The sequence below is a fragment of the Flavobacterium beibuense F44-8 genome, assembly GCF_000769915.1.
Classification (GTDB): Bacteria; Bacteroidota; Bacteroidia; order Flavobacteriales; family Flavobacteriaceae; genus Flavobacterium; species Flavobacterium beibuense.
This window is the reverse complement of record NZ_JRLV01000008.1, coordinates 50,229-63,217: the sequence shown is the minus strand read 5'-3', so window position 1 is coordinate 63,217 and position 12,989 is coordinate 50,229. Positions and strand designations below refer to the sequence as shown.

Annotated in this window: 10 protein-coding genes; 4 read left to right on the top strand and 6 right to left on the bottom strand. The window is 39.3% G+C overall.

The features are described from left to right. Positions 1-2: 2 nt before the first annotated feature. The gene (uvrC, locus tag Q763_RS08475) at positions 3-1,793 is read right to left on the bottom strand and encodes an excinuclease ABC subunit UvrC (protein ID WP_035133193.1); all 1,791 of its coding nucleotides are present in this window, start codon (positions 1,791-1,793) and stop codon (positions 3-5) included. Between the two features lie 103 nt (positions 1,794-1,896). On the opposite strand from uvrC, the gene Q763_RS08470 reads away from it, so the two are divergent. Further along, positions 1,897-2,868 carry a succinylglutamate desuccinylase/aspartoacylase family protein gene (locus tag Q763_RS08470; RefSeq protein ID WP_035133192.1) on the top strand — a complete coding sequence of 324 codons (972 nt, stop codon included), beginning with the start codon at positions 1,897-1,899 and terminating at the stop codon, positions 2,866-2,868. Next, on the top strand, positions 2,861-3,424 hold the full coding sequence (locus Q763_RS08465; RefSeq protein WP_035133190.1) for a 5-formyltetrahydrofolate cyclo-ligase: 564 nt from the start codon (positions 2,861-2,863) through the stop codon (positions 3,422-3,424). The genes Q763_RS08470 and Q763_RS08465 overlap by 8 nt, the downstream gene beginning before the upstream one ends. Before the next feature lies 1 nt (position 3,425). Here Q763_RS08465 and Q763_RS08460 read toward each other — a convergent pair whose 3' ends face one another. From Q763_RS08460 to ileS, 3 genes are all read right to left on the bottom strand, one after another. After that, on the bottom strand, positions 3,426-4,049 hold the full coding sequence (locus tag Q763_RS08460; protein ID WP_035133188.1) for a lipoprotein signal peptidase: 624 nt from the start codon (positions 4,047-4,049) through the stop codon (positions 3,426-3,428). Positions 4,050-4,260: 211 nt separating this feature from the next. Beyond that, entirely contained in the window at positions 4,261-4,644 is a 384-nt protein-coding gene (locus Q763_RS08455) for a TraR/DksA family transcriptional regulator (protein ID WP_035133186.1), read from the bottom strand. 7 nt (positions 4,645-4,651) lie between these two features. Further along, positions 4,652-8,053 carry an isoleucine--tRNA ligase gene (gene ileS / locus Q763_RS08450; RefSeq protein WP_035133184.1) on the bottom strand — a complete coding sequence of 1,134 codons (3,402 nt, stop codon included), beginning with the start codon at positions 8,051-8,053 and terminating at the stop codon, positions 4,652-4,654. A 265-nt stretch (positions 8,054-8,318) separates the two neighbouring features. Between ileS and Q763_RS08445 the strand changes: the two genes are divergently transcribed. Then, on the top strand, positions 8,319-9,236 hold the full coding sequence (locus tag Q763_RS08445) for an alpha/beta hydrolase (protein WP_035133182.1): 918 nt from the start codon (positions 8,319-8,321) through the stop codon (positions 9,234-9,236). A gap of 21 nt (positions 9,237-9,257) precedes the next feature. After that, positions 9,258-9,965: a DsbA family oxidoreductase gene (locus Q763_RS08440; RefSeq protein WP_035133181.1), complete on the top strand. Its 708-nt coding sequence runs from the start codon at positions 9,258-9,260 to the stop codon at positions 9,963-9,965. Here Q763_RS08440 and recO read toward each other — a convergent pair. After that, entirely contained in the window at positions 9,962-10,675 is a 714-nt protein-coding gene (gene recO, locus Q763_RS08435; RefSeq protein ID WP_035133180.1) for a DNA repair protein RecO, read from the bottom strand. The genes Q763_RS08440 and recO overlap by 4 nt on opposite strands. Position 10,676: 1 nt before the next feature. After that, a complete protein-coding gene (porZ, locus tag Q763_RS08430) occupies positions 10,677-12,968 on the bottom strand; it encodes a type IX secretion system anionic LPS delivery protein PorZ (RefSeq protein ID WP_035133179.1) in 2,292 nt (763 codons plus the stop codon). Positions 12,969-12,989 lie beyond the last annotated feature (21 nt).

The window sequence follows — 12,989 nt, the reverse complement described above, 5'->3', positions numbered from 1 at the left end:
TACTATTTACTTTTATAGAATTCTGTGATTTTTTTAGCTTTTGCAGGGCCTACAACTTTTGCAATGTCTTCTTCGGGGGCGGCAGACAGCCTTTTAACCGACTTAAACTCTTTCAAAAGCGCTATCATTGTCTTCTCCCCTATGCCCGGTATGCTTTCTATTGACGTTTGGAGCGCTCCTTTGCTACGTTTATCCCTATGGAAATTAATCCCGAAACGGTGCGCCTCATTTCTGAGATGCTGTATTATTTTTAAAGTCTCTGATTTCTTGTCCAGATACAGCGGAATGGAATCCCCCGGATAGAAAATCTCTTCGAGTCTTTTAGCAATGCCTAAAATAGTGATTTTACCTCTCAATCCCAAGTCATCCAGGCTTTTTAAAGCAGATGATAACTGACCTTTACCACCGTCAATAATTATAAGCTGCGGCAGGGGCTCATTCTCATCCAAAAGACGCTTGTAACGCCTGTACACCACCTCTTCCATAGAAGCAAAATCGTTAGGACCTTCTACCGTTTTTATATTGAAATGACGGTAGTCCTTTTTACTGGGCTTTCCGTCCTTAAACACAACGCAGGCCGATACCGGATTAGTACCCTGAATGTTTGAGTTATCAAAACATTCTATATGCCTTGGCTCAAACGGCAGGCGCAAATCTTTTTTCATTTGTGCCATAATACGGTTGGTATGCCTGTCGGGATCAACTATCTTAATTTGCTTAAGCTGATCCATACGATAAAACTTAGCGTTGCGTTCAGACAAATCTAAGATTTGCTTTTTATCACCAAGTTTAGGCACTGTTATTTTTACGTCAGGACCCAAGTCCAGTTCAAAAGGCAATAATATTTCCTTAGAGCGCAAATCAAAGCGCTCTCTAAGCTCTACAACGGCAAGCTCAAGCAACTGCTCATCGGTCTCTTCCAGCCTCTTTTTTATCTCCATAGTATGCGAACGGACAATGGCGCCGTGTGATACCTGTATAAAGTTCACATAAGCCATACTCTCGTCAGATATTATAGTAAATACATCTATGTTAGATATCCTTGGGTTAAACACGGTAGAGCGCGCCTGATAGTTTTCAAGCACCTCAATCTTTTCCTTTATTTTCTGGGCTTCCTCAAACTTCATTTCGGCAGCCAGTTCCTGCATAAGGTTTTTAAAATCTTTAAGACTTTCCTTAAAATTACCTTTAAGTATCTCCCTTACCGCATTTACATTACTTTGGTATCGCTCCAGTGATTCATATCCCTCACATGGCCCTTTACAGTTACCAATATGATACTCAAGGCAAACCTTGTACTTTTCGCTTTTTATATTACCTGCACTCAAATCATAATTACAGGTACGCAACGGATACAGCTCCTTAATAAGTTCCAGTAATGTATGTACCGTTTTGAAATTGGTATATGGCCCAAAGTATTCCGACCCGTCCTTTACCAGCCTTCGGGTAGAAAAAATACGCGAAAAAGGTTCTTTCTTTATGCAAATCCACGGATAAGTTTTATCATCACGCAGCATAACGTTATAACGCGGCTGGTACTTTTTGATAAGATTGTTTTCAAGTAACAGTGCATCGTTCTCTGTAGGCACAACAATATGCCTGATGCTGGCTATTTTTTTAACCAGTACCCTTGTTTTACCTGAGTCGTGAATTTTTGTAAAATAAGACGAAACCCTCTTTTTAAGGTTCTTGGCCTTACCCACATACAGCAGCTTACCATCTTTATCATAATACTGGTAAACACCGGGGCTGTCGGGAAGGGTTTGTATTTGTAATTCCAGCGGAGTTTGCATACTACAAATTTAAAAAACAAATCATTACACCAAGTCTTAAAAAACACAGGTTAAACACATAAAAATTAGTGATAATTCCTATTTTTACCCTTTCTGTAAAATTATGGCAAAACACAGGGAGATTACCATACTGGGAGAAACCGTATTACCGGGCGAGAGCAAAACCATAAACATGGAAATTGCACGCCTGCATACTATGACGAAACTCAAGGTTCCTATTATAGTGGAAAGGGCTAAAACCGACGGACCCATTGTACTTTTTAGTGCCGGGCTGCACGGAGACGAAATTAACGGCGTTGAGATAGTACGCCAGCTTATAGTACGCAAAATAAATAAACCCAAACGCGGAACGATTATCTGTATTCCGGTAATTAACGTATTCGGGTTTGTGAACAAAACCCGTGAATTTCCGGATGGGCGTGACCTCAACAGGGTTTTCCCGGGCAGTAAGAACGGATCACTTGCGAGTCGTTTTGCTTTTCATCTTTTAAACGAAATCGTACCTCATATAGATTACTGTGTAGATTTTCATGCCGGTGGTGCCAGCAGATTTAATGCCGCTCAAATACGAATTGTACCAAACAATGAAGAGCTGAAACAGCTTGCCGATGTATTTAACGCTCCTTTCACCCTGTATTCCAAAAACATTTCGGGGTCGTTTAGGAGTGCCTGTGGCAGGATGGGTGTAAAAATGCTGTTGTTTGAAGGAGGAAAATCGTTAGACATTAACAACGACATTACTCAGGATGGAGTAAAAGGTGCAAAACGCTTTTTAGCGCACTTTGATATGCTAAACCCGAAAAAGAACGCTAAGGAAGCCCCAGGCCCTTCTATTTATATTGAAAGATCAGGATGGGTACGTGCTAAATTTTCAGGATTATTCCAGCTGCATTGTAACGTAGGTAAATTTGTGGAAAAGGGTGAAGTAATCGCTTATATAACCGATCCGTTTGGCAAATTTGAGCACAAGGTAAAAGCGCCACATGCCGGATATATTATTAATGCTAACGATGCTCCTATAGTATATCAGGGAGATGCTGTTTTCCATATTACCCAAAAACTGCAACATGATTAAAAAAGAACTCCGCATAAAATATAAGGCACTTCGTAACGCTATGAGCTTTGATGAGATTGAAGAACAAAGCCTGGCAATAGCCAACCAACTACTAAAACTGGATATTTGGAACAAAACCTACTTCCACCTGTTTCTAAGTATTGAAGAGCATAAGGAAATCCAAACCGAATACATTTTACAAATACTGGCAGGAAAAGACAAAGAAGTAGTAGTTTCAAAATCTAATTTTGACGACTGCAGCATGACACAATACCTGCTTACCGACAATACCCGCCTTAAGAAAAACGAATACGGCATACCGGAACCGGTTGACGGCATAGAGGTACCCGATACTAAAATAGACCTGGTATTTGTACCGCTACTGGCTTTTGATACCAAAGGGCACCGCACAGGTTATGGAAAAGGGTTTTACGACCGCTTTTTAGCGAATTGCCGGGAAGACGTTATAAAAATAGGATTGTCCTTTTTTGAAGCAGAAGAAAGCATAGACGACATTCACCCAAACGATATGATATTGGACTACTGTATTACACCAAAAGAGATTTACCGATTTTAAACTATTCTGTAACTACACCCTGAGGCTTAGCAAACGCTCTTTTATTGAAAAGAAGCAGTATAGCCACACCTACAGAAATTGCCGCATCGGCAACGTTAAAAATAGCATTAAAGAAAAGAAAATTCTGACCTCCCCAAAACGGCAGCCATGAAGGCAACTGGCCTTTCCATATCGGGAAATAGAACATATCTACCACCTTACCGTGAAATACTGTTCCGTATGGATTCTCTGAAAATAAAGTAGCCACATGGTTTGTACTGCTGTAATCAAAAATAAGTCCGTAGAAAACCGAGTCAATGATATTACCAAAAGCACCTGCCAAAATAAGTGATATGGAAACAATAAGATAATTGGAGTAATTTTTCTTGACAGAGTCATATAGCCAGTATCCTATACCACCTACAGCTACTATCCTGAAAAGAGTAAGTATCAGCTTACCATGCGCTCCCGGAATAACAGCACCCCATGCCATACCTTCGTTTTCAATAAAGTGTATCCTAAACCAGTTTAAATCCATAACTTTTATAAACTCATCAAGTTTAAAATGAGTTTTAATATAGATTTTTGAAACCTGATCAATAATCAGTACAAGAATAACAATAAGGTAGGCTTTCTTTAAAGACATTTTTAAAATTTTACCCGCAAAAATAAATGAAATTATTAAATAACAATTACCAGACCTTAGTTAATAGAATGCAAAAGGTTTAATATGGAGAAATAAACCGTAAAAAAGCGTGCCTGTATACGGGATTTTAGGGTTACAGGTCAAGGCGTGTTAAGTAAGGTGATAAAAACAAAAAAGTCAGGGCCGCTAAAAGCAGCCCTGATATTACTATTTATCTTTGCATGTTTTTTGCTTCGATACTCATGGTAGCGTGCGGTACAAGTTTAAGTCTTTCTTTACCAATAAGCTTACCGGTTACTTTACAAATGCCATAAGTTTTGTTTTCAATTCTTATAAGGGCATTTTTAAGATCACGAATAAACTTTTCCTGACGGATAGCAAGCTGAGAGTTGGCTTCTTTAGACATAGTCTCACTACCTTCTTCAAATGCTTTAAACGTAGGCGATGTATCATCTGTACCGTTGTTTAAATCATTCATATAGGCACTCTTAATTAAGTCAAGATCAGCTTTAGCTTTTTCTATCTTTTTAGTAATAAGTTCCTTAAACTCGGCTAAATCCGCGTCCGAATATCTTATTTGCTGCTCATCTACCATATTTCAATTATTTTGAAATTAATACTAGTGTTTTTATCTCATCAAATTCAATTTCTGTACCGTTTTCAATTTCTTCGTTAAATATCAGCTCATCTGTAAGGGTTTCAGACTTGATGTAACTTTCGTTACTCTTAACCGCCTGTTCCAGCACCTGGTTATCTTTCAGGTAAACCTTAATCCTGTCGGTAACTTCAAATCCTGAATCTTTCCTTATGTTCTGAATTCTGTTTACAAGCTCTCGGGCAATACCTTCGTTCCTTAGTTCGTCGGTAATGGTAATATCAAGCGCTACTGTAATACCGTTTGAATTTGCCACTAACCAGCCTTCAATATCCTGCGAAGAAATCTCAACATCTTCGTTTGTTAAAGTAATACTTTTTCCTGAAACAACAACATCCAGGCTGCCGCTCTTCTCGATCTCATTGATCTGTTCCTGTGATAAATTTTGTATCTCTTTGGAAATCAGACCCATATCTTTACCGAATCGTGGCCCCAGCACTTTAAAGTTAGGTTTGATTTGCTTAACAAGCACGTCTGAAGCGTCGTCCATCAACTCAATTTCCTTCACATTTACCTCAGCCTTAATCAGTTCTGAAACTGCTTCAATCTCACCCTTCTGTTTTGCGTCAAGTACCGGTATCATTACCTTTTGCAACGGTTGGCGCACTTTAATCATCTCCTTCTTCCTTAACGAAAGGACTAATGATGAAATTGTTTGCGCCTTCTCCATTCTGCTTTCTAACGATTTATCAACAAAGTTATCAGCATACTGCGGAAAATCGGCCAAATGTACGCTTTCGAATGTCTCTTTCTGTGAAGCTTGTGTTAAATCTTTATAAAGTCTGTCCATAAAGAAAGGCGCTACAGGAGCACTTAGTTTAGCCACAGTTACAAGGCACGTATAAAGCGTTTGATAAGCCGCTATTTTATCCTGTGCATACTCACCTTTCCAGAAACGTCTTCTGCAAAGTCGTACATACCAGTTACTCAAATTCTCCTGAACAAAGTCGGAAATAGCTCTTGTCGCTCTTGTAGGCTCATAGTCTGCATAGAAACTGTCTACATCTTTTATAAGCGTATTAAGCTCAGATAGTATCCAACGGTCTATTTCAGGCCTTTCATTAAGCGGAACTTCCGGTTCAGCAAAACTGAAGTTGTCAATATTGGCATATAACGCAAAGAATGAATATGTATTATACAGAGTACCAAAGAATTTACGTCTTACTTCGGCCACTCCCTCTATATCAAACTTAAGATTATCCCAAGGGTTTGCATTACTAATCATATACCAGCGGGTAGCATCAGGACCGTATTCTGCAAGTGTCTCAAACGGATCTACCGCATTGCCCAAACGCTTGGACATTTTCTGTCCGTTCTTATCCAGTACAAGTCCGTTACTCACTACATTCTTATAAGCTACCTGATCAAATACCAGTGTACCTATAGCATGTAGCGTATAGAACCAACCCCTTGTCTGGTCTACCCCTTCGGCAATAAAATCGGCAGGATAAGCCGTATGGTTATCTACCATCTCCTTATTTTCAAAAGGATAGTGCCATTGTGCATAAGGCATAGCACCACTATCAAACCAAACATCAATAAGGTCGCTTTCGCGCTTCATTGGTTTTCCGCTTGGCGAAACCAGTGTTAAGCCATCTACAACATTTTTATGCAGGTCGATAAGCTCATAGTTATCTTCGCTCATATTACCCGGCTCAAACCCTTTAAACGGATTTTCGCCCATAACACCAGCTGCTATAGCTTTTTCTATTTCATTGTACAGTTCTTCTGCAGAACCGATAATCATTTCTTCTGTCTTATCCTCTGTTCTCCATATAGGAAGCGGGATACCCCAGTAACGGGAACGTGAAAGGTTCCAGTCGTTGGCATTTTTAAGCCAGTTACCAAAACGTCCTTCACCGGTAGCTTTAGGCTTCCAGTTAATGGTTTCGTTCAGTTCAAACATCCTGTCTTTCACTTCGGTAACACGGATAAACCAGCTATCTAACGGATAGTATAGTAAAGGCTCATCTGTTCTCCAACTGTGCGGATAACTGTGAACATATTTCTCAACCTTAAAGGCTTTGTTTTCTTCTTTTAATCGGATAGCGATTTCAACATCTACTGATTTTTCAGGCGCTTCTCCTTTATCGTAGTATTCGTTTTTCACGTACTTACCTGAAAGATCTCCCAGTCCGTCAATAAATCTTCCCTGAAGATCTACAAGCGGCACAGGATTTCCGTTTTTATCCAGCACAAGCATAGGTGGTACTTCCGGCTTAGCCTCTTTTGCCACCTTGGCATCATCAGCACCAAAAGTAGGCGCAGTGTGAACTATACCGGTACCGTCCTCGGTAGTAACGAAGTCACCCGAAATTACACGGAAAGCATTCTCCGGGTTTTGGTATGGTAATACAAACGGTAATAACTGCTCGTAACGTATTCCTACAAGGTCTTTACCTTTTCCTTCAGCAAGTACTTTGTATGGTATTTTTTTATCTCCTTCTTTAAAGTTTTCAAAATCGGCAGCATCTTCACTTACAAAATAGTTTTTACCAAACTGTTTCCCTATAAGGTTTTTGGCAAGCACTACATTTATCGGCTCAAATGTATACTGGTTAAAAGTTTGCACCAGTACATAATCAATATTTGGTCCTACGGTAAGTGCTGTGTTACTTGGTAACGTCCATGGTGTAGTGGTCCAAGCCATGATATCTACTTCTCCAAATCCTTTAAGGAAATCAGGAAGCGTATCTGCTACCGTTTTAAACTGAGCTACGATAGTAGTATCTGTCACATCACGGTAAGCACCCGGCTGGTTCACCTCGTGCGAACTTAAACCTGTACCCGCTTTAGGCGAATAAGGCTGTATAGTATACCCTTTGTATAAAAGTCCTTTATCATAAATCTGTTTCAGTAACCACCAAACCGACTCCATGTATTTGGATTTGTAGGTAACATACGGATCTTCCATATCTACCCAGTAACCCATTTTTTCGGTTAGGTCATTCCATACGTCTGTATAACGCATTACTGTGCGCTTACAGGCTTCGTTATATTCTTCAACAGATATTTTTGTACCAATATCTTCTTTTGTAATGCCAAGTTCTTTTTCGGTGCCAAGCTCTACCGGAAGTCCGTGTGTATCCCACCCGGCTTTACGTTTTACCTGGAAACCTTTCTGGGTTTGGTATCGGCAGAAAATATCTTTAATGGCACGCGCCATTACGTGGTGAATACCCGGCAGTCCGTTTGCCGAAGGCGGGCCTTCAAAAAACACATACTGCGGTTTCCCCTCACGCGTAGTTACACTCTTATCAAAAATATTTTCCTTCTTCCAGAAATCAAGTACCTCGCCCGCCACTGTTGGCAGGTCAAGTCCCTTATATTCAGTAAACTTCTTGCTCATTACAAATTGCATTCTAAAAAATAATCTGCGAATGTAAGGATTTTTTTTAAGGAATGGGAATAATCATCAAAGTTGCGCAAGAAATAACGTTTTCATAAAAAACAGCAATCAATTTTGTTAAAAACACCTCATAATGTTGAATAAATTATAAAATCAAAAACCTCAAAACAGCTACTCCCTATAGCTTCGTTTATAGCTAAAGGAAAAGTACCAAAATAATGACTTTAAACTTTTACGTAAGTTTGTAGCAAACCGTATCTAAATCATGAAAAAATTCTCATTCATGCTATTTGCCTTTCTATTCCTTATCTCGGCAAAAGCACAGGACTTTAAAACACTAACCTACTTTGTAAACGACTCCACAGAACTGGAGCTCGACCTTTTCCTGCCAAAAACTCAGGGAAAAGAAAAAAAGCCATTACTTATACACGTTCATGGCGGAGGCTTTGCCGGAGGGACACGCGAATGGGGGCATACCATTGCAAAACAGGCAGCATCACAGGGCTATGCGGCAGCATCTATAAGCTACACGCTTTACATGAAAAACCGCAAGTTTAGCTGTGACGGCATCCTGACCGAAAAAGTAAAAGCCATACAAATAGCTGCAAACCAGTTATGGCAGGCTACCTTATACTTTATTAACAACAGTGAAAAATACAATATCGATACTGCAAAAATATTCATATCGGGCAGCAGTGCCGGTGCCGAAACCGCACTACATGCAGCCTATTGGGACAGGGATATAATGGGACTTTACCCTAATAAACTCCCAAAAAATTTTAAATATGCCGGAGTTACATCGGGTGCCGGTGCTATTATGGATATTAACCTCATCACAAAAGAGTGTGTTATCCCTACACTTCTTTTCCACGGAAGTTGTGACACTACAGTACCTTACGGGACAGCAGCACATCATTATTGTCCTACAAATGCTTCAGGATGGCTTATGCTTTTTGGGTCATACTCTATTTACAATCACATTATTGGCCTTAACGGAAGTACTAAACTGGTAACCTATTGCAATGGCGGACACGAATACAGTGACGAGCTGTTTGGCAAGGATCCGCAAACCGTTGTAGACTTTATGAACAATGTACTGAATAATAAAAAAGAGCAGTCGCACGTAATTGTTGCCACAAATAAAGAGTGCAAAAAAGGGAACGGGTATAGTTTTTGTGACTAACCCCATATAAATTTTACTGTGATGAAAATAGAAATATGGAGTGACATTATGTGTCCCTTTTGCTACATTGGCAAAAGAAGATTTGAAGAGGCCCTTGCTACTTTTGAATGGAAAAATGGCGTGGAAATAGAATGGAAAAGCTTTTTGCTTTCGCCTGAACTTAAAACCGACCCAAACAAAAACATACACGAGTACTTAGCCGAACATAAAAACATTAGCCTTGAGGAAGCAAAAGGCATGAACGATTATGTAACCAATATGGCAGCACAGGTAGGACTTACCTATAACTTTGACAAAGCTATACCTGCCAATAGTTTTAATGCACATCGTTTTTTACATTTTGCTAAAAAACACGGTAAGCAAAACGAGGCAGAGGAAAGACTGTTTAAGGCTTATTTTACAGAAGGGAAAAACATTGATGATGCCCAAACGCTTTTACTACTGGCTATAGAACTGGAACTGGATGCCAATAAACTTGCCGATGCTATGAATAACGGTGAGTTTACAAATGATGTTATAGCCGATATAAACGAGGCACAACAGCTGGGTGTACGAGGAGTACCATTTTTCGTATTTAACCGTAAATATGCCGTATCAGGAGCTCAGGAAAGCGAAGCCTTTACACAAACACTGGAAAAAGCCTTTGAAGAATGGCAGGCTTGTCAGCCTAAAACCTCTTTTGAGACCATAAAAGGGGAAAGCTGTGATATTGACGGCAACTGTGATTAACTGAATACTTCTTTAAGAACATCAAGCGATTTAGGCCTTTTAAAACCATCCAGATGAAAAGCATAATAATCCAACAGGATTTTCAACAAAGCCTGTCGCTCACTTACATGAAAGCTTTTGGCACTATTGTCTAACTTTAGTGTCATCAGCCTTTTTAGTAACAGGGTTTCATTTGCCGTAAGACAGCTTACCGACGGAAATTGGGTAAACACCCCCTCGGTCATTTCAAAGTAATCATCTTCCTCATCTGATTTTTGCGGAAAAAAGCCCAAAAACTTTGTAACTTCCATCATTAATATCAAATGGAAATTAGCTATCTCATCATGGCTGTCCAGCCACAATAGAGCGGTTTCCAGAAAATGATACAGGCTTTCATTTTTTTCTTCTTCCCTAATGCAATGGTGCAGCATTTCCGAAAGAAACATAACTATAGTGGTCTTGGCAATATCAGTATTTACTGTGTAATAAGGGTGAGCCAGCTTTACCTCCTTAAAGTATTCCAAACTGCCTTTGTTTTTATGGACAGCCTCTATTTCAAGTATATTTAACGGTTGAAAAAAAGCGATTTTCTGGCTACTTTTCCTATTTGAAAAAGCATCTCTGATAAAGTATGACTTTAGTCCGTCACTTTCGGTAAAGCATTTTACTATCAGGCTTTTTTCCTGATAGCGCAGCGAACTTATTACTATTGCTTTTGTTTTTACCAGCACCTTATTGTCCTCTAATTATCATTACCTTTTTCACTTTGGTTTTGGTTCCGTCATCAGATGATATAAAAATCATATATACACCCGATGCCACTTTATATTTACCAAAAGCTTTGGTATCCCAGGTAACAGTACCACCCTGTGAAGTGGTTTCGTACACTAAATTCCCCTCAATATCGGTTATTTTAAGGTTTACCTTATCCATAAGTCCGCTTATGGTAACATCACCGGCAAACTCCGGTCGTACCGGATTAGGGTATACATAAACATTATTAAGATCGTCTTCACCTGCAGTAGAATTCCCTAAATAAGAAACCATTCCTTTTTCGGTAGCAAAAAACACTTCACCCGTTACAGGATCGAGCTCTATATCCAAAATCGAGTTACTTGGAAGCGGAGAGTTTTGTTTTGTAAAATGAAACAGGGTTTGCTGCCCGTTAGACGACACTAAAAAAGCACCCGATCCTCCTGTAGCAATCCATTTGTTATTAGCCCCGTCTACAACAATATCATTTATAACCTGCTCATACATTAGTTCCTGAGCCAGTCCGTCTTCAAGAATAATTATAGAGTTCGTGCTTATTTCATTTTCGGTAACAAATCGCTCCACACTAGAAACTACCCTTAACCCTCTCACGGTACCTACCCACAATTGATTACGGTTATCTATAGTAAGGCACTTTACATAATCACTAGGCAAATTACTTGCATCCCCCCTAATCACCACAAATTTATTCCCTAAGCTTTCATTAAACGCTATTATACCGTTATTTTCGCTTGGTATCCATTTAGTACCGTTTTTATCAATAACCAAACGACCATAATCATCACCTTCAGGATTAGAGGTTATATCCTCAAAACTATATTCGGCCCACTGCCCGTTTGACCTAAGTACTTTTAAGGGTTTCAGGACAGACGAGTTAGTCATCCATAAATTACCGTTTCTGTCAAACGTAGGCCCATTAATCCTTATACTTTTATAATCAGGCGCAGAAGAGAGTACAAGCGACTCAAGCCCGTTATTACCTGTATTACTGTCGTCATATAAAATTTCGGGCTCTCCACCTGTTAACTTTAAAAGTCCCGACTGATATGAGGCTATATAAACCGGACTTTCCAAACCCGGTTTTACCACTATATCAGATAATGACAGAGGGTATTCCGGAAGTGTATAAAACGGTATATGTTTCCACCCTTCAGATGTAAAACGACTAATCCCTTTAAGGGCATAATCGGGAGTATAAAAAATATTATAACCTCCATATACAGCCCATAGGTTATTTGCCGATTTTTCTAATGAAAAAATCCTGTTCTCAAGCGGCCCGTCCGGAGTTATATCTACAAAAAACGACAAGTTATTCAGCGCAGCCGTAAACAACCCTGAATTGGTTGTACCCGTATAAATTTTTTCATTTACAATAGTAGTACAGCTAAAAGTAACATCGGCAATAGGAATAGAATCTATTGTATGCATAAGCATAAGCTGCTCGTTATACACATCTATAAGCCCGGGAGTAGTAATAATAAGATAACCTCCTGCCGAACGAAAATCGACAACAGCTTCGGGCATGGCTGTAAAAAAGGAGAAAGTATCATTTAGAAGCCTGTAAACCGTCCCTATAGCATCAGTAGCAAATAAATTCCCTGCAAAAGATACAACACCTGTATACTGACCTGAAGCAAACTCATTCCATTGACTGAAGTCGTTAAGGTTTGGATTAGTATACACAGCTCTTCTTATACCATTTTCGGCTGTTGCAGCATATATATACCCGTTATATACCGCACTTTGTTTTACGGCTATTTCAGCTCCATTTGGCCCCAAATAATAGGTATCTCCAAACTCGAGTGTTTGAAGGTTAAATACCGCTATCCCAAAATCACATGAAATATATGCCTTCCCTTCATATTCATAAATATGATTTATTTTCTTTTTGTTTTGGGCAACCGTAGTTTCCTCCACAATATCAATAACATTTAATATGGAGTTATCATCGTTAATAACCAGTAGTAAACCATTCTCATTACCCACCAGTGTTTTACTGTAACCATTACTATGGTAAATAGCAGTAATATTTTCGGTTTTAAGTCCGTCAACAGAGGTAAAGGTACCCAACTCATTAGTTAGTACATTGTAAGAGAAAGCACCAACCTCGCCCGCAGCAAATACCCTGCTTGGACTATTAGTGATATCAACAATCTGGTTGTACGAAAAATAGCTTCTCCAGCTTTGGTTAGACTGGGCAAAAGCCATTGTATAAATAGAAAGTATAAGTATGGTTAAAACCCTTTTCATCAGTGATTATTTACTCAGCAA